Below are 25,791 nucleotides of genomic sequence, written 5' to 3'. Positions count from 1 at the left end.
GGTCAGTAGCGGCGCTCGCCGTCGCCGCTCAACGGCGACCACCACTGGGTGTAGTTCGTGGCGCCGTCACCGAAGATCCCGCCGGCGCCCTCGACGACCTTTCCGTTCTCCCACTTGAGCATCTGCACGCCGGAGATGTCGAGCACGTCGAACGGGGAGGTGCTGCCCTCCGGCGCGCCCTTGCGCACGGCGTGGATATGGTTGGCGTCGATGGAATAGCCGTCCTCATTGTTGATGAGCAGCGTGACGGGCCGCATGCTCCAGGTGCCGCCGGAAGCCTCCAGCATGCCCTGCACGTAGTCCATGAAGTCGTCGATGCCGATTCGCCAACCCGCCTGCGCGTGGCTGCCCGGCGCGAGGAAGCGCAGGTTCTCCGACCAGTATTGCGCGGTCTTCTCGCGGTCTCCGGAGCTGACCGCCTCGTAGGCGGCGGCGACCAGTTCGGGGGTGATCTCGGTCATGTGTTCCTCTCTTGTTCGGTTGTCACCGGCAGTGCGGTGAGCCACGAATCCACCGCTCGCGCAGCGTCTTCGACATGCTCTCCCACGATCGTGAAGTGGTCGCCCGCGACCGTGAGATCGGCGTCGCAGAGCTTCCAGGACGGTCCCCAGTCGGCGTCGGCCAGCGGGGTTTCGTCGGTGTCGGGCAGCGCGTCGGCGGCGCGCAGGAACAGCGTCGGTACGCCGATGCGCTGCGGCTCCCAGGCGCCGAAGACCTCGAAGTAGCGGCCCATCGCGGTCAGCGACACGTGGTCCATCGACACCAATTCGCTGCGCCGCGCGAACAACCCGTGTGTGAACGCCCTGCTGAGCCTGGGATTCATCTCCAGGGGCAGATAGGTGTCGACGAGCACGACGGCCGTCGGCGGCGAATCGGTCTGTTCCAGGCGGGCGGCCACCTCGTGGGCGATCCATCCGCCCGACGAGTAGCCCAGCAGTGCGTAGGGCTCGCCCGCCGCGTGCTCGAGCACCGCCTGCGCCTGCGCCTCGGCCAGGGCGGCCACGGTGGCCGGGAGCCGCTCTCCGGCGCCGAATCCCGGCTCCGGCAGCACGACGGTGTCACGGCGGTCGCGCAGGGTCGCCGCGAACCGCGCGTATTGGTGCGCGCCGGACATCGCCACCACCGCGGGGAAACAGATCAACCGCGGTCGATGCGGCCCACGGGCCAGCGGTACCGGATTCGGCCGCCGGTCGAGTTCGTCCGGCCCGTGGAACACCGGGCGCAGGCGCGCCGCCACACGCGCCAGCTCCATGCCCGCATCGATCCGGTCCTCGACGCAGGCGAGGCGGAACAGGGCGCCGAGCGTGTCGTCGGCCGCGGACGGCGTCGGCGCGGCCGTCTGTGCCAGTTCGTCGGACAGGAATCGGATCAGCGCGGGTGGCGTCGGGTGATCGAACACCAGGCTCGCGGGCAGGCGCAGCCCGGTCGCGCGTTCCAATCGGTTACGCAGATCGACGGCGGTCAGCGAGTCGAAGCCGAGCTCGGTGAACGCCCGCCCGGCGTCCAGTTCGTCCGGCGAGGCGTGGCCGAGCACGAGGGCGACCTCGCGCCGGACCAGGTCGAGCAGCGCCAGTTCGCGCTCCTCGTCGGACAATTCGGCCAGCCGCGCGGACAGATCCTGTTGCGCCACCGCGGGCGTGCCCGTCCGGGTGGGGCGGATCAGCCCGTGCCAGATCGGTGGCAGCGGCTCCCGGGCGGCCGTGGCCCGGAGCCCGGCGGTATCCGCATGGACCGGCACGAGCAGGGGTTCCGGCCGGGTCAGCGCCGCGTCGAACAGTGCCAGACCCTCCTCGACCCGCAGCGGGACGAGCCCGCCGCGGACGAGCCGGCGTTGCTCGGTCGCCATGCCGTCCTCGATGTCCCAGGGGCCCCACGCCAGCGAAACCGCCGGGAGTCCGTTCGCGGCGCGGTGGGCGGCGAGGGCGTCGAGGAATGCGTTGCCTGCCGCGTACGCGGCCTGGCCCGCCGAGCCGAGGATGCCCGCCACCGACGAGAAGAGCACGAATGCCGTGGGATTCCCGGCCAATTCGTGCAGGTGCCAGGCCGCGTCCACCTTCGGGCGCAGCACGCGCGCGAGTTGTTCGGCGGTCAGCGACTCGACCACGCCGTCGTCGAGCACACCGGCGGCATGCACCACCGCGTGCACCGAACGGCCCGCGAGCAGGGCGGCGACCTGGTCGCGCTCGGCGATATCGCAGGCGGCCACCTCGACGCGTGCGCCCAGATCCGCTAATTCCGTACGCAGGGTGTCCATTCCGCCGCTCCGGCTGACCAGAAGCAGGTCGCGGACGCCGTGTGCGGTGACGAGGTGGCGGGCCAGCAACTGCCCGAGGGCCCCGGACGCACCGGTGACGAGGACGGTGCCGCCGCTCAAATCCACCGGGGCCGACGCGGTCCCGGTGAGCTGCGCGAGCCGGGGCACGTGCACGCCGCCGTCGCGGATCACGGCCTCGGGTTCGCCGGAGGCCAGCACCGCGGCCAGCTGTCGCTCACCGGGTCGATCCGCGCCGGATGCGATATCGACCGTGGTCACCCGGCCGGGATGCTCGGCCTGGGCGGCGCGCAACAGACCGGTGAGTGCGGCCATGATCGGGTTCGTCGCGGCGTCTCGGGTCACCACGACCAGCCGGCTCGCCGAGAAGCGCGAGTCGGCCAGCCACGCCTGCAGGAGCGCGAGGACGCGCGAGGTCAGCCGCGTGGTGGCCGCGGGCAGGTCGCCGCCGGGTGCGGTCGGTGCGAGGAAGACCGCCTCGGGGACGGCGCCGGAAGTCGTTGCCGCCGAGGCCAGCTCGGCCAGATCGGCATACGGCTCCACGCGGGCGCCGCTGTCGCGCACCATCGACGTCAGCCACCGCTGCTCGTCGTCGAGGACGACCCACCACGACGGGGCGGCGGCCTGTTGCGGGGGCAACTCGTGCCAGCGCACGCCGAGCAGCGCCCTGGGGGGCTCGGTCCGCACCTGGTCGATGGCCAGCCGGCGCAGGGTCAACGCTTCCACGCTGCCCACCTCGCGGCCGTCGGAATCGGAAAGATGAAGTGCCACGGTGTCGTTGCCGGTCGACCGGAGCCGCACGCGCACAGCGGTGGCGCCGGAGGACACGACACGGACACCGCGCCAGGCGAAAGGCAAGCTCGGGGCGGAGTCGGAGGCGTCGACGAGGTCACCGAGCCCGATGGCGTGCAGTGCCGCGTCCAGCAGGGCAGGGTGGACGACGTGTCCGGTGAGGTCGGTTCCCTCCGGCAGGGCCACCTCGGCGAACACCTCGTCGGACGTCCGCCACGCGGCACGCAGACCGCGGAACGCGGGGCCGTAGTGCAAACCGTTGTCCGCCAACCGATCGTAGATCGTGTCGAGGTCCAGACTCTGCGCGTCCTGAGGCGGCCACGGCGGCACGGCCTCGGTGGCTCGAGACGAGCTCGGTTCGGTGAGCACGGCGGTGGCGTGACGGTTCCAGGTGTTCTCCGTGCCGGATTCGCGGCTGTGCACGCGGGCGGTCCTGCGGCCCGCGGCATCGGGCGGCTCGACGGTCACCCTGATGTCCAACGCCGCATCGGCGGGGAGCACGAGCGGTGCCTCCAGGATCAGATCGTCGAGCTCGCCGAGACCGCATTCGAGGCCCGCGTGCAGGAGGAGGTCGACGTGCGCGGTGCCAGGGAGCACGACCCGATCCCCGACGGCGTGATCGGCGAGCCAGGGATGCGTGCCGAGGCCGATGCGGCCGCAGAACATCAGCGCATCCGACTCCGGGTCGGCGACCACCGCCGTCAGCAGGGCGTGCCCGGCCCCGTCGACACCGGCCGCTTGGAGATCCGCCGGGCCGGATGCCCGATGGTCGAGCCAGTAGCGCTGGTGTTGGAACGGGTACGTCGGCAGCGCCGTGACGCTCGCACCGGAGCCCGCGAAGCAGTTGTGCCAGTTGGGAGTCGCGCCACCCGCGACCAAGCGGGCGAGAGCCGTGGTGAGGGCGTGGGGTTCTGGTGCATCGGTGCGGAGACTGGCGACGGCTCCGGCGGGAAGGTGGGGGACGAGGGCGGATTTGGGGCCGATCTCGAGGTAGGTGTCGGTGGTGATGTGTGCGAGGGCGTCGGCGAAGCGGACGGTGTTGCGGGCGTGGTGGACCCAGTAGTCCGGGTCGGCGAGGGTGGTCGCGTCGACGGGGCCGCCGGTCACGGTGGAGATGATCGGCAGGGTCGGTGGCGAGAATGTCAGTTGCGCGACGACTTCGCGGAATTCGTCGAGGATGGGGTCCATCAGTGGTGAGTGGAAGGCGTGGGAGACCCGCAGCCAGCGGGTGCGGGTTTCGTGCAATCGGCTCGTGATTGCGGTGAGTGCGGCGCGGTCTCCGGACAGGACGAGGGATGTGGGTCCGTTGACGGCGGCGATGCCGATCTCGTTCTCGTATCCGTCGAGCAGTGGCCGGATCTTGTGTTCGGTCGCCTCGATGGCGATCATGGCGCCGCCCTCGGGCAGGGATTGCATGAGTCTGCCGCGGACGCTCACGAGGGTGGCGGCGTCCGTGAGGGTGAGCACGCCCGCGATGTGGGCGGCGGCGATCTCGCCGATGGAGTGCCCGGTCACGACGGTGGGGGTGATGCCCCACGATTCCCAGAGTCGGTAGAGCGCGACGTGGACGGCGAACAGGGCGGGTTGGGCGTACCGGGTTTGGTTGAGCAGGTCGGGGTTGTCGCCGAAGACGATGTCGCGCAGGGGTTGGGGCAGGTTGGGGTCGAGTTCGGTGCAGGCGGCGTCGAAGGCTTCGGCGTAGACCGGATAGGTGTCGTAGAGTTCGCGGCCCATGCCGGGGCGTTGGGTGCCCTGGCCGGAGAACACCATCGCCACCCCGCCCCGAAACGCGCGGCCGACGACGACGTCCGGATGCGAGCCGCCCCGCGCGAAGGCGAGCAGCGCCTGGGCGCCGCGAGCCGGATTGTTCGCGACCACCACGGCGCGTTCGTCCAGCGCGGCCCGGCCCACGGCCAGCGAGTAGCCGACATCCGCGAGGGCCTTGTCGTCCAGGGCGTCGGCCAGCCGAGCTGCCTGGGCGCGCAGGGCCGTTGGCGTGTGCGCGGACAGTACCAAGGGTACGGCGGTGCCGTTATCGGGTCGTGGTGTGGCGGGGTCGGCCGCGTGCGGTGGTTGCTCGAGGATGACGTGGGCGTTGGTGCCGCTGATGCCGAACGACGACACGCCCGCGCGGCGCGGTCGATCGTGGTCGGGCCACGGCTGGTTCTCGGTGAGCAGTGCGACCGCGCCACTGGTCCAGTCGGCGTGGGGTGTGGGCTCGTCGATGTGGAGGGTGCGGGGCAGGGTGCCGTGTCGCATGGCCATGATCATTTTGATGATTCCGGCGGCGCCGGCGGCGGCTTGGGTGTGGCCGATGTTGGATTTGATCGAGCCGAGCCAGAGGGGTGTCTCGCGGTGTTGTCCGTAGGTGGCCAGGAGTGCTTGGGCTTCGATGGGGTCGCCGAGCCGGGTGCCGGTGCCATGGGCCTCGACAGCATCGATGTCGGACGGTCGCAGACCCGCGTTGGCTAGGGCCTGGCGGATCACCCGCTGCTGCGAGGGACCGTTGGGCGCGGTGAGGCCATTGGACGCACCGTCCTGGTTGATCGCCGAACCACGGACCATCGCCAGTATCGGGTGACCGTTGCGTTGCGCATTGGAGAGTCGTTCGAGCAGAAGCAGACCCACACCCTCCCCCCAGCCGGTGCCATCGGCATCGCTGGAGAATGCCTTGCAGCGGCCGTCGGGTGAAAGTCCGCCCTGCCGACTGAATTCGGTGAATGTGGTCGGGGTGGCCATGACGGTGACGCCGCCCGCCAGTGCCATCGCGCATTCACCGTTGCGCAGTGCCTGGGCGGCCAGATGCACGGCAACCAGCGACGACGAGCACGCGGTGTCGATGGTGACCGCGGGGCCTTCGAGCCCGAAGGTGTAGGAGATGCGACCCGAGGCGATGCTGCCCGCGCTGCCGTTGCCCAGGTATCCGGCGACCTCCTCGGGTGCCCGGTCGAAACGGGCGGCGTAGTCGTTGTACATGACACCGGTGAAGACGCCGGTCTTGCTGCCGCGCAGCGACATCGGGTCGATACCCGCGCGTTCGAATGCCTCCCAGGTGATCTCCAGCAGCAGCCGCTGCTGCGGATCCATCGCGAGCGCCTCGCGCGGGGAGACCCCGAACAGCGCGGCGTCGAATTCGGCGGCCTCGTGCAGAAATCCGCCCTCGCGGGTGACGGACCCGCCCGCAGTGTCCGGGCCGTAGATCCTCGCCTCGTCCCAGCCACGGTCGGTGGGAAAGGCGGTGACCGCGTCCTGGCCGGAGGCCAGCAGCTGCCACATCTCCTCCGGGCTGTCGATGCCGCCCGGGTACCGGCAGGCCATGCCCACGATGACGATCGGATCGTCCTGGGAGGCAACGGCAATCGCCGGTGCGGCGTCGACCGTGGCCGTGCCGAGCAGCTCGCCGTGCAGGTGGTCGACGAGCGCGGCCGCGTTCGGGTGATCGAAGACGAGCGTGGCCGGAAGTTCGAGCCCGGTCGCCGCATTCATGCCGTTGCGGAACTCGACGGCGGTGAGCGAGTCGAAGCCGAGGTCGTGGAAGGCACGCTCGGGCGCGATCGCGGACGTGTCGGCATGGCCGAGCACGGCAGCGACCCGCTCGCGGACGAGGGCGAGCAGGGCGGTGTCGCGATCCGCGGGGGACATCCGACGAAGCCGCTCGCGCAACGAATCCGCCTCGCCCGCAACGGCCCTGCGAGGCGCGGTGGACACGAGTGCACGCAGCAGAGCGGGCACCGACCCCGTGGCGGCGGCGACCGCGTGCGGGTCCAGATGCATCGGGACGATGACGGGGGCACCCGACGTCAGTGCCGCGTCGAACAGCCGAAGACCCTCGTGTTCGGCCAGCGGCCGCATGCCGCGCCTCGTGGCCGCGGCGTTCGCCATGCCGGTGTTCCAGAGTCCCCAGGCGATGCTGGTGGTGGGGTGTCCGTTGGTGGTGCGGTGGTGGGCGAGGGCGTCGAGGTAGGCGTTGGCGGCGGCGTAGTTGGCTTGGCCGGGTGAGCCGAGTGTGGCTGCGGCGGAGGAGAACAGGATGAGGGTGGTGTTGTGGTCGCGGGTGAGTTCGTGCAGATGCCACGCCGCGAGGGCCTTCGGCGCGAACGCGCGGTGCAGGTGCTCGGGTGTCTGGTTGGTGAGGACCGCATCGTCGAGGATGCCCGCGCAGTGGACGACCGCGGCGAGGTCGCGGCCGTGCAGGACGGCGGCGAGCTCCGCACGGTCGGTCAGATCACACGCGATCGACGCCACGTGAGCTCCGGTGGCGCTCAACTCCGTCAGCAGTTCCGCCGGGACCGGGCGGCGTGCCAGCAACAGGAGGTCGCGGGCGCCGTGCGTGTGCACGAGGTGGCGGGCCACCGAACCGCCGAGCGCGCCCGTGGCTCCGGTGATCAGCACCGTACCGGCCGCCCAGTCCGGGCCCGCGGTCGTGTCCGGCACCGCGCGCACCAGCCGGGGCGCGTACACCTCGCCGCGCCGGACCGCGAGCTGGGTTTCCCCCGCGGCCACCGCGGCGACGACCTGCTCGCGCCACGATGCGTCGAGATCGTCCACGTCCACCAGCACGAACCGGTCGGGGTGCTCGGACTGCGCCGATTTCGTCAGACCCCATACCGCCGCATTCGCCAGGGCCGCCCGCACATCGGTCGGTTCGTCGTCGTCGAGCAGATGGGAGCCGGTGGTGACCACCGCGAGGAGCGCGGACGAGCCGCGCTCGTCCGTCAGCCAGTCCTGCAGGATCGACAGCGCTTGTGCCGCAGTGCCTTCGGCGTCGTCGGCCGGTGGTAACGGGAGGAAGACCACCTCCGGTTCCGTGGCGGGCCGCGCCTGCGGCAGTGACACCCAGGTTGTCCGGAACAGCGAGCGGTCGAGCCGACCTGTGGTGCGCGACTGCGGCAGCGGCCGCAGCGTGAGTCGGGCGACGTCCAGCACCGGGCGGCCCGAGGCGTCGGCAAGCAGCAGGGCCACGGTGTCCCGTCCGGCCGAGGAGATGCGCACCCGCAGATGCCGGGCGTTGACGGCGTGCAACGCGAGTCCGCTCCACGAGAACGGCACGATGGGTGTGTCGGCGGCGTCGAGGAACGGCGTGAGCCCGATGGGGTGCAGCGCGGCGTCGAGCAGGGCCGGATGCACCGCGAAACGGTCCGCGTCGGCGTGTTGTGCCTCGTCCAGTTCGACCTCGGCGAATACCTCGCCCTCGCGCAGCCAGGCCCGGCGCACTCCCTGGAATGCGGGGCCGTACCGCAGGTCGGGCCGATCACCGTACAGCGCACCGGTATTCAGCGGCGTGGCGCCTGCGGGCGGCCACGCCGTGAGATCCTCGACCGGACGTGCGATCTCGGCGGTCAGCCGTCCCTCGGCATGTTTGGTCCACGGCTCGCCCGGCTCGGCGTCGGCTGCGCGCGAGAAGACGGTGACCGTTCGCCCGGCGGCATCCGGTTCGTCCACCAGAATCTGCAGATGGACGTTGGTGTCTCGGGGGAGGACGAGGGGAGCGCCGAGGGTGAGCTCGGCCAGCTGGGGATGGTTCACGTGTTGACCGGCGTGCAGAGCGAATTCGACGAACGCGGTGCCGGGCAGCAGTGCGTCACCGTGCACGGTGTGATCCGCCAGCCACGGGTGCGCGGCCAGGGACAGCGTGCCGGTGAGGAGCGCTCGGTCGCCGTCGGCGAGGCCGACCACGGTGTGCAGCAGTGGGTGTGCCGAATGTCCGCCGACCTCGGCCGATTCCAGCCAGTACCGTGCGTGCTGGAAGGGATAGGTCGGCAGCGGCACTTGCTGCGCGCCGCTGTCGGCGAAGTAGTTGTGCCAGTCCGGATTCAGTCCGCCGGTCACGAGGTGGGTGAGAGCAGTGGTGAGCGCGTGCGGCTCCGGCTGTCCGGGGCGCAAGCTGGCGACTGCACCGGCGGGCAGGTGCGGGATGAGCCCGCTGCCGGGGCCGATCTCGAGGTGGGCGGCCGGTTCTCGGGCCGCGACGGCGGCCATGGCGTCGGCGAAACGGACGGTGTCGCGGGCGTGGCGAATCCAGTGCTCGGGGTCGGCGAGGGTGCCGTCGTCGACCGGCGCCCCGGTGACGGTGGAGATGAGCGGGCAGGTGGGTGAGCGGAAGCCCAGACCGGCTACGACGTCGCGGAAGCGGTCGAGGATCGGGTCCATCAGCGGGGAGTGGAAGGCGTGCGAGACGCGCAGCCACTTGGTCCGATGCCCGTCGAGGTGACCGACGATCTCGGCGAGTGCGGCGCGATCACCGGACAGGACAAGAGAATTCGGGCCGTTGACGGCCGCGATGCCAACCCTGCCCTCATATCCGGACAGCCGGGGAAGGATGTCGTCCTCGGTGCAGTCGACCGCGACCATCGCGCCGCCCTCGGGCAGCGACTGCATCAACCTGCCGCGGTGGGCGACCAGGGTGGCGGCGTCGCCGAGGGTGAGGACGCCCGCGACGTGTGCGGCGGCGATCTCGCCGATGGAGTGCCCGGCGAGAACGGCGGGTGCGACGCCCCAGCGCTCCCAGAGCCGAAACAGGGCGACCTGCACGGCGAACAGCGCCGGTTGGGCGTATTGCGTGCGGTCGAGGAGTTCGGCGTCGGACCCGAAGACGATCTCGCGCAACGGATTCGGCAGATGCGGGTCGAGTGCCGCGCAGGCGGCGTCGAAGGCCTCGGCGTAGACGGGGTGGGCGTCGTAGAGTTCACGGCCCATCCCCGGGCGTTGGGTGCCCTGTCCGGAGAACACCATGGCCACACCGCCCTTGGCTGCCCGGCCCGTGACCGCCGCGGCGGGATGGTCGCCCGCGGCCACCGCGAGCAGTGCCTGCCGGTACTCGTCGCGGTCGCCACCCAGCACCACGGCACGTTCCTCGAACTGGGCGCGCGTGGTTGCCAGCGAGTAACCGATGTCGAGCACCGCGGCCTCGGTGTCGACGCGGTCGGCCAGCCGGGCAGCCTGGGCGCGCAGAGCCTCGGGTGTCTTGGCCGACAGCAGCCAGGGCACGACCGGCGGGGGAGTTCCTCTGTCCGCCGGTGCTTCCGGTCCCGGCGCCTGTTCGAGAATGACGTGGGCGTTGGTCCCGCTGAAGCCGAACGAGGACACGCCCGCGCGGCGGGTGCCGTCGCGCTCGTCCCAGGCGACGGGGTCGGTGAGCAGTTCGACCGCGCCGGAACTCCAGTCGACCTCGGGGGTGGGTTCGTCGACGTGCAGCGTGCGCGGCAGGGTGGCGTGCCGCATGGCCATCACCATCTTGATCACGCCCGCGATGCCCGCGGCGGCCTGGGTGTGGCCGATATTGGATTTGATGGAGCCCAGCCGCAGCGGCCGGTCGCGGTCCTGTCCGTAGGTGGCGAGCAGGGCTTGGGCCTCGATGGGGTCGCCGAGCCGTGTTCCGGTGCCGTGTGCCTCGACCGCGTCGACCTGCTCGGCGCGCAATCCGGCGTCGATGAGGGCGTCGCGGATGACGCGCTGCTGCGACGGCCCGTTCGGCGCGGTGAGACCGTTGGATCGGCCGTCCTGATTCACCGCGGTGCCGCGCACGATCGCCAGGATCGGATGGTGGTTGCGGACGGCGTCGGAGAGCCGCTCGACCACCAGCATGCCCGCGCCCTCGGCCCAGCCCGTGCCATCGGCGGTGCGGGAGAACGACTTGCACCGGCCGTCCGATGCCAGGCCCTGCTGCCTGCTGAAGTCGATGAACGGCGCCGGGCTGGCCATCACGGTGACACCGCCGACCAGGGCGAGCGAGCATTCCGAGCGACGCAGCGCCTGACCCGCCAGATGCAGTGCCACCAGCGACGACGAGCAGGCGGTGTCGATCGTGACCGCGGGCCCCTCCAGCCCCAGCGTGTACGCGAGCCGACCCGAGGCGATGCTGCCCGAGTTGCCGGTGCCGAGAAACCCCTCGACCACATCCGGGATCTCGGCCAGGCGCGAGGCGTAGTCGTGGTACATGACGCCGACGAACACGCCGGTGCGGCTGCCGCGCAGCGCATCGGGAACGATGCGCGCGCTTTCCACCGCCTCCCAGGCGGTTTCCAGCAGCAGCCGTTGCTGCGGGTCCATGGCGAGGGCCTCGCGCGGGGAGATGCCGAAGAACCCCGCGTCGAATTCCGCCGCGTCGTACAGGAATCCACCCTGCAGGGTGTCGCTGCTGCCCGCTTCGCCGGGGCGCGCACCCCGCAGTCGGTCGATATCCCAGCCGCGGTCGTCGGGGAATCCGCCGATCGCGTCCCGCCCGGACGCCACCAGCTGCCACAGCTGTTCGGGCGTGGTCACCCCACCCGGATACCGGCACGCCATGCCCACCACGGCGAGTGGTTCCCGGCCGCTCTCCTCGGCCGCGCGCAGCCGCTGGCGGGTGTCGCGCAGCTCGGCGGTGAGGCGCTTGAGGTACTGAAGGGTCTTTTCCTCGTTCACGTCACGTCACTCTCGTCAGGACAGGCCGAGCTCGTCGTCGATGATGTCGAAGACCTCGTCCAGGTTTGCGTTCGCCAATTCGTCGCCGCCGTTGTCGTCGCCGGTCGCGGTGTCCTCCCAGGCACCGAGCAGGGTCCGCAGCCGACCGCGCACCCGGGCCGCGTGTTGCGGCTCGATGTGGGCGAGGCCGGCCTCCAGGCGGTCGATCTGGGCGAAAATCGAGTCGGCCGTGGTCGATTCGCCGGACAGCAGCGCGGCCTGCAGGTGCTCGTGCAGCGCGGCGGGCGTGGGATGGTCGAAGACCAGCGTCGCGGGCAGGCGCAATCCGGTGGCCGCGTCCAGCGCGCCGCGCAGTTCGACGGCCATCAGCGAGTCGAATCCGAGGTCGGTGAAGGGCCGATCCATCGAGATCGCCTCGGCCCAGCCGTGACCCATCACCGCGGCGATGCGACTGCGGATCAGCTGCGCGAGCCGCTCGCGTTGCTCGTGTGGTGGCAGTCCGCGCAGGGTCTCGGCCAATGCCTGCTCGGGCGCGGCCGACGCCGCGGCCACGCGGGCCGGGCGCGGGACCAGATCGCGCAACACCGCCGGGAGCGGGCCGTCCACGGCGCGACGGCGCAGCACCGCCCGGTTCACCGGCAGCGGCACGACGACCGGTTCGCCGCCGGCCACGGCCGCATCGAACAGGGCGAGCCCGTCGGCCTCATCGATCGGAGCCAGACCGGTGGCGGCCAGCCGCCGCTGATCGGCGTCGCTCAGCCTGCTTGCCATGCCGGTGTTCCAGAGTCCCCAGGCGATGCTGGTGGTGGGGTGTCCGTTGGTGGCGCGGTGGTGGGCGAGGGCGTCGAGGTAGGCGTTGGCGGCGGCGTAGTTGGCTTGGCCGGGTGAGCCGAGTGTGGCTGCGGCGGAGGAGAACAGGATGAGGGTGGTGTCGTGGTCGCGGGTGAGTTCGTGCAGATGCCACGCCGCGGCCGCCTTGGCGCCGAAGGCCACCCGCAGGTGTGCGGGTGTCTGGTGCTCGATCGTCGCGTCGTCCAGCGCGCCCGCGGCGTGGACGAGGGTGAGCGGGCGATCACGGGGGATCGCGTCGAGCGCGGCGGCGATCTGCCGCGGATCGGTGACATCGCACGCGATCCGGGTGACGGTGGCACCGTCGGGTTCCGGTGCGTCGCCGGTGCGGCTGAGCAGCACCAGATCTCGGGCACCGTGCGCGTCGACGAGATGTTGGGCGATGAGGGTGCCCAGCGCGCCGGACGCACCGGTGATCACGGCGGTGCCCGAGCCCCAGTTCGGGGCGGCCGAGGCCGGAGCGGGTGCGGGAACGAGACGGGGCACGCGAATCTCGCCCCCGCGCAGCGCCATTTGCGGTTCGTCGCAGGACAGCGCATGAGGCAGGGCCGCCCACGACCGCTCGTCGTCATCGATATCCACCAGCAGCACGCGTCCGGGCCGCTCGACCTGTGCCGCGCGGACCAGCCCCCACACCGCCGCACCCGCGGGCGCGGGTTCGCCGTCCACCGCGACCGCGTTCTCGGTCACGACCACGAGGGCTCGATCCTCGGTGCAGGATTGGATCGTGCTCAGCACCGCCGTCACCGCCGCCAGCGCGGCATCGGGGTGGAGGTCGTCGCCGTGATTCGCGCGCAGCAGCACGTGCGTGGCGTCCGCGGGCCCCGGCTCGTCGCCGAGCGTCGTGAACACCGTTGCCGCCGTTGGAAGTTCCCGGGGCAGCCAGGCCGGTACGAACATCGACCGCTGCGTGCTCGCGAACTGTTCCGGCGCGATCTTGCGCATCGTGAGGCGATCGACCTCGGCGACGGGCCTGCCCATGACATCGGAGACCAGCAGCGCCACCGCGTCCTCGCCCTTCGGCGACAGCCGGGCGCGCAGTACCGACGAACCGGCGCCGTACAGGGTCACTCCGGACCACGAGAACGGCAGCCGGGCTTGGCCGTCCTCGCCGAACATCCGCCCGATGCCGACGCCGTGCAGCACGGCGTCCAGCAGTGCCGGGTGCAGGTCGAAACCGGCGGCGCGATGGTCCTCGCCCGGGGGAAGCGCCACCTCGACCGCGACGTCCTCACCGATCCGCCACGCGGACCGCAGGCCCTGGAACAGCGGGCCGTAATCGATGCCGGCGGAGGCGAATTCGGCGTAGACGTCCTCGACGGGCAGTGCGACCGCGCCCCGTGGCGGCCAGGTGTCCAGCGACCACGACGGTTCGGAGACGGGTGCGGCGTCGAGGACGCCGGTGGCATGCGGCTGCCACCCCTCGCCCTGCCCGTCGTGCCGGGAGTGGACCGTGACCGCACGGCGGCCCTCGCTGTCCGGTTCGCCCACGGCGATCTGTACGTCGGTCGCGCCGTTCTCCGGCAGCGTCAACGGGTTCTCCAAGGTGAGCTCTCGCAGGCTCCGCAGTCCCGCCGCCCGGGCGGCCTGCAGAGCCAGCTCCACGAACCCGGTGCCGGGGAACACCACCGCGCCCGCGACGTTGTGGTCGGCCAGCCAGGGGTGGGATGCGAGGGACAACCGGCCGGTGAGCACGACACCAGTGGTGTGGGCGAGTTCCACGCTGGCGGTGAGCAGCGGATGATCGGAACCGTCTCGATTCGGTGCGGCGGTCGCGTCCGGCCAATAGCGGGCGTGCTGGAAGGCATAGGTGGGCAACGGGATTCGATGCGCTCCGGTTCCGGCGAAGTAGCCGTGCCAATCGGGGTCGATGCCGCCCGCGACGAGCCGCGCGAGGGCGGCGGTGATCGCCGCGGTGTCACCCTGCTTGCGGTGCAACGACGGGATCGCCGTGCCAGGAACGTGCGGGACCAGTGCGGCGTCGGGACCGATCTCGAGGTGGACCGACGCCGCGGTGTGTGCCATGGCGTCGGCGAAGCGGACGGTGTTGCGGGCGTGGTGGGCCCAGTAGTCCGGGTCGGCGAGGGTGTCCGCGTCGACGGGGGCGCCGGTGACGGTGGAGATGATCGGCAGGGTCGGTGGCGAGAATGTCAGTTGCGCGACGGCTTCGCGGAATTCGTCGAGGATGGGGTCCATCAGTGGTGAGTGGAAGGCGTGGGAGACCCGCAGCCAGCGGGTGCGGGTTTCGTGCAATCGGCTCGTGATTGCGGTGAGTGCGGCGCGGTCTCCGGACAGGACGAGGGATGTGGGTCCGTTGACGGCGGCGATGCCGATCTCGTACTCGTATCCGTCGAGCAGTGGCCGGATCTTGTGTTCGGTCGTCTCGATGGCGATCATGGCGCCGCCCTCGGGCAGGGATTGCATGAGTTTGCCGCGGACGCTCACGAGGGTGGCGGCGTCGGTGAGGGTGAGCACGCCCGCGATGTGGGCGGCGGCGATTTCGCCGATGGAGTGCCCGGTCACGACGGTGGGGGTGATGCCCCAGTATTCCCAGAGCCGGTAGAGGGCGACCTGCACCGCGAACAGGGCGGGCTGGGTGTACTGCGTCCGATCGAGGAGCGCCTCATCGACGCCGAACACCGCATCGCGCAACGGATGTGGCAGATCCACTGCGGCACAGGCGGCGTCGAAGGCCTCGGCGTAGACCGGATAGGTGTCGTAGAGTTCGCGGCCCATGCCGAGGCGTTGGGAGCCCTGGCCGGAGAACACCATCGCCACGCCGTCGCCGGTGGCGCGACCGGTGAATACCCCGGGCACGACCTCTCCGGCGGCCAAGGCGGTCAACGCTCGCAGGCGTTCACCGACATCGCCTGCGACCAGGACCGCGCGGTGTTCGAATGCATGGCGGGTGGTGGCGAGCGAGTAGGCGACGTCCAGCATCGAAGCATCGCCGTCGAGCCGATGCGCCAGGCGTTCGGCCTGCGCGCGCATCGAGGCCTCGTCCCGTCCGGACAGGACCCACGGTACGGTGACCGGCGCGGATTGTGGCTCCTCGGATTCGTCGGTGGGGGGTGCCTGTTCGAGGATGATGTGGGCGTTGGTGCCGCTGACGCCGAAGGAGGAGACGGCGGCGCGCCGGGGCCGGTGGTGGCCGGGCCAGGTCTGGTTCTCGGTGAGGAGGGCGACTTTGCCGGTGTCCCAGTCGACTTCGGGGGTGGGTTGGTCGATGTGGAGGGTGCGGGGCAGGGTGCCGTGTCGCATGGCCATGATCATTTTGATGATTCCGGCAGCGCCGGCGGCGGCTTGGGTGTGGCCGATGTTGGATTTGATCGAGCCGAGCCAGAGGGGTGTCTCGCGGTGTTGTCCGTAGGTGGCCAGGAGTGCTTGGGCTTCGATGGGGTCGCCGAGTCGGGTGCCGGTGCCGTGGGCCTCGACGGCGTCCACCTCGGATGGCTGCAGGCCCGCGTTGGCCAGGGCTTGGCGGATGACGCGTTGTTGGGCGGGGCCGTTGGGTGCGGTGAGCCCGTTGGAGGCGCCGTCCTGGTTGATCGCCGAACCACGGACGATCGCGAGGATCGGGTGATTGTTGCGCCGCGCGTCGGAGAGGCGTTCGACGAGCAGCAGGCCCACGCCCTCGGCCCAGCCGGTGCCGTCGGCGTCGCTGGAGAATGCCTTGCAGCGGCCGTCGGGTGAGAGTCCGCCCTGTCGGCTGAATTCCACGAAAGTGGTGGGGGTGGCCATGAGGGTGACGCCACCGGCCAGTGCCATCGTGCATTCGCCGTTGCGCAGTGCCTGCGCCGCGAGATGAAGTGCGACCAGCGACGACGAGCACGCCGTGTCGATGGTGACCGCAGGGCCTTCGAGACCGAAGGTATAGGAGATGCGTCCCGACGCCACGCTGGTGGTGTTGCCGGTGAGGAGATAGCCCTCGGTGCCCTGGATCCCGTTGTGCAGCAACGACACGTAGTCCTGGCTGTTCCCGCCGACGAAGATGCCGGTCCTGCTGCCGCGCAACGCCATCGGGTCGATGCCCACGCGTTCGAAGGTCTCCCACGCGGTCTCGAGCAGCAGGCGCTGCTGCGGATCCATGGCGAGCGCCTCCCGCGGCGAGATTCCGAAGAACTCCGCATCGAAATCCGCGGCGCCGTCGAGGAATCCCCCCGCGGTCGCCGTGCTGCTGCCGCGTTCACCGGAGGCGGTTTCCAGCAGCGAGCCGAGGTCCCACCCGCGATCGGTGGGGAACGCGGACACCGCGTCGCGGCCCGACAGCACGAGCTCCCACAGATCCTCGGGGCCGCGCACACCGCCGGGGAAGCGGCAGCCCACCGCGACGATGGCCAGCGGCTCGTCGGACTCCGCGCGTGTCGTGACGGGCTCGTGCTGCGGCTCGTCGCCGAACAATGCGGTGAGGTGAGCGACCAGTCGCTCCGGGCTCGGGTGATCGAACACCGTGGTGGCCGGGAGCGTGACGCCGATGGCCGCTCCCAGGCGGTCGCGCAGCTCGACCGCGGTCAACGAGTCGAATCCGAGGTCACGGAACGCGCGGTCGGGATCGACCTCGCCGGTCTCGGTGTGCCCCAGCACGGTTGCCACCTCGGCCAGGACGACCTCTAGCAGGTGTGACCGCCGTTCCGCGACACCGAGTGTGGAAAGCCGGTGCCGCACAGCCGTTTCGGGCACCGCGGGCGTGCCGAGAATCGCGCGCGCCTCCGACAGGTCCAACAGCAGCGCACTGGGCCGGGCGGAGACGAACAGCGGCAGGAAATCCTCCCAGCGCACGTCCGAGACGGTCGAACAGGGTTCGTCGTCGTGCAGTGCCTGCTCCAGCGCCGCGATCGCCATGGTCGGCGGCAGCGGGACCAGGCCGCGGCGGCGCATGTGCGTACCAGACTCACCCTGCGCCATCCCGCCTTCGGCCCACGGGCCCCACGCCACCGACGTCGCGACGAGCCCGCGATCGCGGCGATGCCGCGCGAGCGCGTCGAGGTAGGCGTTGGCGGCGCCGTAGGCGGCCTGTCCACCGGTGCCCCACACGCCGGACACGGAGGAGAACAGGACGAAAGCGTCCAGCGCGCGGTCACCGATGAGCGCGTCCAGATGTGCCGCCCCGGCCGTCTTCGCCCGCACGATATCGGCGAACTCGTCGATCCCGGTGTCGGCCAGCGGCGTCAGCTGACCCACACCGGCGGTGTGCACGACGGCGCTCAATGGCCGGTGGTCCGGCACGGCCGCAAGCAGATTCGCGACCGAGGCTCGATCGGAGACGTCGCACGCGGTGATGGTCACCTCCGCGCCCAGCGCGGACAGTTCGGCCTCCAATTCGGCCGCGCCCGGTGCCGCCGGGCCGCTCCGGCTGACGAGCAGCAGATGTTCCGCCCCGCGCCGGGCCAGCAGGCGGGCGACATGCGCGCCCAGTGCCCCGGTACCGCCGGTGATCAGGACGGTGCCCCGCGGGTTCCACTGCGCGGCGGCCGATGCGGCGTAGGGAGCGCGCGCGAGACGCCGCCCGAACATGCCCGAGGCACGCAGGGCGAGCTGGTCCTCGCCGTGCGGATCGGCCAGCAGTGCGGGCACTCGAGCAAGGGTGCGGTCGTCGAGCGTCGCGGGCAGATCGACCAGCCCGCCCCAGCCCTGCGGCCACTCGAGCGCGACGGCGCGCCCCATGCCCCAGAACTGGGCCTGAGCGGGCGAGCGCAACTGCTCGGAGCGACCGATGGCCACGGCGCCGCGGGTCAGACACCACAGCGGTGCGCCGACGTCGTTGCGCTGCAACGTCTGAATCAACGCGACGGTCGCGGTCAGTCCGCGCGGCAGCGCCGGATGCGTATCGTCGGGCTCCTCGTCGAAGGCCAGTAGCGACACCACCCCGGTGAGTTCGGAGCCGTCGCCGATGTCGGCGACGTGTCCGATTCGCACGTCCGCGCCGCTGTCGCGGAGGGCGGTGAGTACGGCGCTCACGTCCGCGTCCTCGCGATGAGACGGGGGCATGACAGCGAACCAGGTGCCCGAGAGTTCGTGTGCGGTCGTGGTCAGGGGTGCCCAGGTGACGCGATAGCGCCACGAATCCACCACGGACTGGTCGCGTTTGCGCTGCCGCCAGCCCGCGAGCACGGGCAGCGCGGCCGCGAGCGCCTCCTGATCCTGACTGCCCAGTTCCCGCGCCAGCGCCGGAAGATCCGCCCGCTCGACCGCATCCCAGAACCGGGACTCGGCCGCGTCCGACGTCGCCTCACCGCTGCGCGCCTGCTCCTCCCGCCCGAGCCAGTAGTGCTTGTGCTGGAACGGGTAGGTTGGCAGGGGGGCGGTGCGGGCGCCGGAGCCCGCGAAGTAGTTGTGCCAGTCGGGATTCGCGCCGCCGACCACGAGGTGGGCGAGGGCGGTGGCGAGTGCCTGCGGCTCGGAGGTGTTGTGCCGCAGGCTCGGGACGGCCGTGCCGGGGAGGTGGGCGGTCAGCGCGGCATTGGGGCCGATCTCGAGACAGGTGCCCTCGGTGACGTGTGCGAGGGCGTCGGCGAAGCGAACGGTGTTGCGGGCGTGGCGGACCCAGTAGTCCGGGTCGGCGAGAGTGGTGTCGTCGACCCGTTCGCCGGTGACGGTGGAGATCATCGGCAGGGTGGGCGGGGAGAAGGACAGGCCCGCCACGGTTCGGCGGAACTCGCTGAGGATGGGGTCCATCAGCGGTGAGTGGAAGGCATGCGAGACCCGTAGCCAGGTGATGCGGTGACCGTGCAGGGCGTCGGTGATTGCGGTGAGCGCCGCGCGATCTCCGGACAGGACAACCGATTTGGGTCCGTTGACGGCGGCGATGTCGACGGTGTCGCTGTGGTCGCTCAGGTGCGGGAGCACTTCGTCCGCGGTGGCGTCGATCGCCACCATCGCGCCACCTTCGGGGAGCGACTGCATGAGCCTGCCCCGGACGCTCACGAGGGTGGCGGCGTCGGTGAGGGTGAGCACGCCCGCGATGTGGGCGGCGGCGATCTCGCCGATGGAGTGCCCGGCTACCACGTCGGGGGTGATGCCCCACGACTCCCACAGTCGGTAGAGCGCGACCTGCAGGGCGAACAGTGCGGGTTGGGCGTACCGGGTTTGGTTGAGCAGGTCGGGGTCGTCGCCGAAGACGATCTCGCGCAACGGTTGGGGCAGGTTGGGGTCGAGTTCGGTGCAGGCGGCGTCGAAGGCTTCGGCGTAGACCGGATAGGTGTCGTAGAGTTCGCGGCCCATGCCGGGGCGTTGGGTGCCCTGGCCGGAGAACACCATCGCCACCCCGCCCTCCACGGCGCGACCGGAGATCACGTCCGGCACGGCCTGCCCGTTCGCGAACGACCGCAGCGCGTGCGCGCGTTCGGCCGCATCACCACCGGTCAGCACCGCCCGCTCCTCCAGCAGGGCGCGCGAAGTGGCGAGGGAGTAGCCGATGTCGAGCACGCTGGTCTCGTCACCGACATGGTCGGCGAGCCGGGCGGCCAGGGTCGACAGCGCGCCTTTGTCACGCGCCGACACCACCCACGGAACCACCGGGGGAGGTGCCGGGATGGTGACGACCGGCTCTTGTTCGGGCGCCTGTTCGATGATCACGTGCGCGTTGGTTCCGCTGACACCGAACGCGGAGACACCCACCCGGCGCGGCCGGTCGACCTGCGGCCAGCTCCGGTCCTCGGTGAGCAGCGAGACCGCACCCATGGCCCAGTCGACGTGCGGCGTGGGCTCGTCGACGTGCAGGGTGCGGGGCAGGATGCCGTGCCGCATGGCCATGACCATCTTGATGACACCCGCGGCGCCGGCGGCGGATTGGGTGTGACCGATATTCGACTTGATCGTTCCCAGCCACAGGGGCTCGTCGCGGTCCTGTCCGTAGGTGGCCAGCAGCGCCTGGGCCTCGATGGGATCGCCGAGCCGTGTGCCGGTGCCGTGTGCCTCGATCGCGTCCACCTCGACCGGCTCCAGGCTCGCATTCGCCAGGGCCTGGCGGATGACGCGTTGCTGCGCGGGTCCGTTCGGTGCGCTGAGGCCGTTGGAGGCGCCGTCCTGGTTGACCGCCGAACCGCGCAGCACGGCCAGCACCGGATGGCCGTTGCGCCGAGCGTCCGACAACCGTTCCAGGAGAACGACTCCGGCACCCTCGCCCCAGCCGGTGCCGTCGGCGGCCGCCGCGAACGCCTTGCACCGGCCGTCGGCGGCCAAACCCCGCTGGCGGCTGAATTCCACGAAGGCCGCGGGCGTGGACATCACCGTCACGCCGCCGGCGAGCGCGAGGGAACACTCCCCGGCGCGCAGCGCCTGCGCGGCGAGGTGCAGCGCGACCAGCGACGACGAACAGGCGGTGTCGATGGTGACGGCCGGACCCTCGAGACCGAATGTGTAGGAGATACGGCCCGAGACCACGGCAGTCGCCGTGCCGGTGATGAGATAGCCCTCCGCGCTCTGCCCGGCATCACCGGTGGCGTAGTGCGAGGTGGCGGCGCCGATGAACACACCGGTTCGGCTCTCCCGCAGGGCATCCACCGCGATGCCCGCTCGTTCGAACGCCTCCCAGGAGGTCTCCAGCAGCAGTCGCTGCTGCGGATCCATCGCGACCGCTTCCCGCGGCGAGATCCCGAACAGCGCGGCATCGAACTCCGCGGCCGAGACGAACGCGCCTTCGCGGGCGTAGGAGGTGCCCGGCCTGGACAGGTCCGGATCGTAGATGCCCTCGACGTCCCAGCCGCGATCGGCGGGGAATTCGGAGACCGCGTCGCCGCCGCGCGTCACCAGCTCCCACAGTGCCTCGGGTGAATTCACGTCACCGGGGAATCGGCAGCTCATAGCAACGATCACCACGGGATCGTCGTCCCGGGGTGCCGCCTCGACCGTCGGCGCAGTCCGGGCGTCGTCACCGGACAGCTGCTGCTCCAGGTGCGTCACCAGCGCGGCGGGCGACGGGTGGTCGAATACGAGCGTCGCGGGCAGCGCCAAGCCGGTGGCGGTCCGCAGCCGGTTGCGCAGCTGGACGGCGGTGAGGGAGTCGACACCGAGGTCCCGGAACGCCGCACGCGGCGATACCGCCTCGGGCGAGGCGTGCCCGAGCACGGCGGCCGCCTCCGCGCGCACCAGGTCGAGCAGGACGCGGCGGCGCTCGGTGGCGGTGAGCCCGGCGACCCGCTGCCGCTGCGGGCTGTCTCCCGAATCGGCTGCGGCAGAACGGGGTTCGTCGAGGACGGCGCGCGCTTCGTCGAGGTCGTCGATCAGCGGGCGGCGGCGCGCGGCACTCAGCGTCGGCGCGAAGGTGTCCCACACGATGTTCGCGACCGTGACGGTGGTGTCGTCGCCGTCGAGCGCCTGCCGCAGCGCCTCGACGGCGAGTTCGGGCGCCATGGCGGGTAAACCCGTGCGGCGCAGGGCCGCTGCGGCCGAACCCTGTGCGGCCATACCGTCGCCGCCCCACGTCCCCCACGCGACGGCCAGGGCATGGATCCCGCGGTCTCGGCGGGCCTGCGCCACCGCGTCCAGGTAGGCATTGGCGGCGGCGTAGGCGCCCTGCCCGCTGCCGCCCCACACGCCCGCGCCCGAGGAGAACAGCACGAACGCATCGAGTTCGGTGTCGGAGAACGCATCATCGAGGTTGCGGGCGCCCAGCGCCTTGCCCTCCCATGCCTGCGCCAGCAGCCCGGGGTCGGTGTCTCGCAGCGACGCGGCGGTGCCGATGCCCGCGGTGTGGAACACGGCGGTTATCGGGTTCCCCACCGAGCGCAGCAGTCCGTCGAGCGCCGCGCGGTCGGCGACGTCGCATGCCTCGATGTCCACGCGGACCCCGGGAGCGATCTGCTCCAGGTCGGCCCGCAACTCCCGGGCACCGGGGGCGTCGATTCCTCGCCGACTGGTGAGCACGAGATGCCGCACCCCCGAGCGGGCCAGCCACCGCGCGACATGACCGCCGAGGGCGCCGGTGCCGCCGGTGACGAGCGCGGGACCCGTGGTGGACCACGAGCGTCCCGCGGTCGCGCTCGAGGCGCGGGTCAGTCGGCGGGCGAACACGCCCGAGGCGCGCACGGCGAGTTGGTCCTCGTCCCAGCCGCCCGCCATGATCGTGGCGAACCGGGCGGCGGCGCGGTCGTCGACCTGCTCGGGCAGGTCGATGAGACCGCCCCACCAGCGCGGGAATTCGAGGCCGGCCACCTGACCCAGGCCCCACACCGACGCCTGCTCCGGGTCGCGGAGCCGGTCCCCACGGCCGAGGGATACCGCACCGGACGTCACGCACCACAGCGAGCCGTCCAGGTCGGCGTCCGCGCAGGCCTGCAGCAGCGTCAGGGTCGCGGCCGCAGGGTCGGCGGCGAACGCGAGGAACGAGAGCACCTGCCGCGGTCGGTGTTCGGTGAGCAACGCGGCGATCGAATCGCGAGTCAGCGTGTTGTCGAACGGGATTCGGACAACGTCGGGAAGCGCGTCGAGAGTGCCCGTGATCGCGGGATGCTCGGCGTGTTCGGCCGGAACGAAGGCGATCAGGTGCCCACCGATCTCGGCCGCGGCGCGCGACGCCGGAAGTGGGCGCCAGGTGATCTGGTATCGCCACGTTCCGACGGTCTCCCGAGTGGCGCGCTTACGGCGCCAATCCGACAGCAGCGGCAGCGCCGGGCGCAGCACATCCTGCGAGTCCTGGTCGCCGACCGCCAGCATCGCCGCCAACGCTTCGAGGTCCTCGTGCTCGACCGCACGCCAGAAGTCCGCATCGGCTGCATCGTCGGCCGCAACGGCCCGGGCCGGAGTGTCGAGCCAATAGCGGGTGCGCTGAAAGGCGTAGGTGGGCAGAGGGATTCGGCGTGCGCCGGAGAAGTGCCCGGACCAGTCGATGTCGACGCCGCGTGTCCATGCCTCGGCCGCGGAGACGAGCAGCTGGGTGAGGGTACCGTCGTCGCGGCGCAGCGTGCCGATAGCGACGACCGTGTCGGCGGTGTCCTGGATGGCCGCGGTGAGGACGGGGTGTGGGCTGGGTTCGATGAAGGTGGTGTGGGTGGGTAGGAGGGATTGGACGACGGGGTGGAACAGGACGGTGTGGCGGAGGTTGCGGAACCAGTAGTCGGGGGTGAGTTGGGTGCCGTCGAGTCGGGTGCCGGTGACGGTGGAATGGAAGGGGATGCGTCCGGCGCGCGGTGTGATCGGTGCCAGGGCCGCGGCCATTTCGGGTTCGAGGGCGTCGACGTGGGCCGAGTGTGAGGCGTAGTCGACGGGGATGCGGCGCACTCGCACGCCCTGCTGTTCCAGTGTGGCGAGCAGGTTTTCGATCGCGTCGGCGGAGCCGCTGACGACGGTGGATTGGGGGCCGTTGAGTGCGGCGATGTCGAGGTCGGGGTGGTGGGTGAGGTGGTTGCGGAGGGTGTCGGCGGGCAGGGCGATGGAGGCCATGGCGCCGTGTCCGGCGAGGTGGTCGGCGATGATGGTGCTGCGGAGGGCGACGATGCGGGCGGCGTCGTGGAGGGTGAGGATGTCGGCGATGGTGGCGGCGGCGATTTCGCCTTGGGAGTGGCCGATGACGGCGGTGGGTTCGATGCCGAGGGAGCGCCAGGTGTGGGCGAGGGCGACCATGGTGGCCCAGAGGGCGGGTTGGACGATGTCGACTCGGTCGAGTGCGGTGTGGTCGTGGCGCAGGACGTCGGTGAGTGACCAGTCCACGAACGGTGCTAGTGCTTGTTCGCAGCGGTGGATCCAGTCGGCGAATATGGGTGTGGTGTCGAGGAGTTCGGTGCCCATCCCGGCCCATTGCGAACCCTGACCGGGAAAGACGAACACAACCTTGCCCGCGGAGTCGGCCGTGCCCTCGACCACGGCCGGGTGCGGAATCCCGTCCGCCAGCGCCTGCAACCCGTCGACAAACTCGGCGTGATCACCGCCGACCACGACCGCCCGGTGGGCCAGCGCCGCGCGCGAGGAGACCAGTGACCAGCCGACGTCGGCCGGGTGAGAGCCGGTCAGCGTCATCAGCCGCCGGGCCTGATCGCGCAGTGCCGCACCGGTGGTGGCCGACACCGCCCATGGCACCGCGACCGGCGCGGGTCGTGGCGCGTCGGATTCGTCGGTGGCGGGTGCCTGTTCGAGGATGACGTGGGCGTTGGTGCCGCTGATGCCGAAGGACGACACGCTCGCGCGACGCGGCCGGCCGTTGTCCGGCCAGGTCTGGTTCTCGGTGAGAACGGCGACTTTGCCCGTGTTCCAGTCGACTTCGGTCGTGGTCCGGTCGACATGCAGGGTGCGCGGCAGGGTGCCGTGCCGCATGGCCATGATCATCTTGATCACGCCCGCGACCCCGGCAGCGGCCTGGGTGTGGCCGATATTGGATTTGATCGATCCGAGCCAGAGCGGGTGCTGACGGTCCTTGCCGTAGGTGGCGAGCAGGGCCTGGGCCTCGATGGGGTCGCCGAGTCGTGTTCCGGTGCCGTGGGCCTCGACGGCGTCCACGTCGGCGGGTCGCAGTCCGGCGTTGGTGAGTGCCTGCCGGATGACCCGCTGCTGGGCGGGGCCGTTGGGTGCGGTGAGCCCATTGGAGGCACCGTCCTGATTGACGGCCGAGCCGCGCACGACCGCCAGCACGGGATGGCCGTTGCGCTGCGCGTCGGAGAGGCGTTCGAGCAGCAGCAGGCCCACGCCCTCACCCCAGCCGGTGCCGTCGGCGCCGTCGGCGAACGCCTTGCAGCGTCCATCGGGCGACAACCCGCCCTGCCGACTGAACTCCACGAACGTTCTCGGCGTGGACATCACGGTCACACCGCCGGCCAGGGCCAGGGTGCATTCGCCGTTGCGCAACGCTTGCGCGGCCAGATGCAGCGCGACAAGTGAGGACGAGCACGCCGTATCGATGGTGACCGCCGGACCCTCGAGTCCGAAGGTGTAGGAGATGCGGCCAGAGGCGATGCTGCCCGCACTGCCGTTGCCGAGATGCCCCGCAACCTCGTCGGGGACCCGCTCGAAACGTCCCGCGTAGTCGTTGTACATCACGCCGGTGAAGACGCCGGCCTTGCTGCCGCGCAACGACATCGGGTCCAGGCCCGCGTGTTCGAAGGTCTCCCAGGCGGTTTCCAGGAGCAGCCGCTGCTGCGGGTCCATCGCCAGCGCCTCGCGCGGCGAGATCCCGAACGGAGCCGGGTCGAAATCGGCCGCGTCGTGCAGGAATCCGCCCTCGCGCACGGCGGAGGCGCCGGGCGCGTCCGGGTCGTCGCCGAACAGCTCGTCCAGCGGCCAGCCGCGATCCTGCGGGAACGCCGAAATGGCGTCCCCACCCGAGGACACCAAGCTCCACAGCGCTTCCGGGGTGTCGGCACCGCCGGGGAATCGGCATGCCATCGCCACGACCGCGATGGGCTCGCGGTCCCGGCTCTCCACCTCCGACAGGCGTTCCCTCGCCTGCTGGAGATCAGCGGTGACCCGCTTGAGATAGCCGAAGAGCTTTTCCTCCTGCGCCATGCGTACAACCACCTGTCGATTCGAGCGGATTTCGGGACGGGACT

Annotated in this window: 3 protein-coding genes; all 3 read right to left on the bottom strand. The window is 71.1% G+C overall.

The window, feature by feature from the left end:
* Positions 1-2: 2 nt before the first annotated feature.
* From FOH10_RS34850 to FOH10_RS16570, 3 genes are read right to left on the bottom strand one after another with little or no spacing between them, the layout of a single operon-like run.
* Positions 3-461 carry a nuclear transport factor 2 family protein gene (locus FOH10_RS34850; protein ID WP_186000869.1) on the bottom strand — a complete coding sequence of 153 codons (459 nt, stop codon included), beginning with the start codon at positions 459-461 and terminating at the stop codon, positions 3-5.
* Complete coding sequence (locus FOH10_RS35240; protein WP_221937990.1) at positions 458-11,467, bottom strand: type I polyketide synthase; 11,010 nt, start codon at positions 11,465-11,467, stop codon at positions 458-460. The genes FOH10_RS34850 and FOH10_RS35240 overlap by 4 nt, the downstream gene beginning before the upstream one ends.
* A 15-nt stretch (positions 11,468-11,482) precedes the next feature.
* A complete protein-coding gene (locus tag FOH10_RS16570) occupies positions 11,483-25,747 on the bottom strand; it encodes a type I polyketide synthase (RefSeq protein WP_143981419.1) in 14,265 nt (4,754 codons plus the stop codon).
* Positions 25,748-25,791 lie beyond the last annotated feature (44 nt).

Origin of the sequence: Nocardia otitidiscaviarum, from assembly GCF_007362295.1 — a bacterium.
Lineage (GTDB): Bacteria > Actinomycetota > Actinomycetes > Mycobacteriales > Mycobacteriaceae > Nocardia > Nocardia otitidiscaviarum.
Note: the sequence above shows the minus strand (reverse complement) of the source record. Positions and strands in the feature narration are given on the sequence as shown.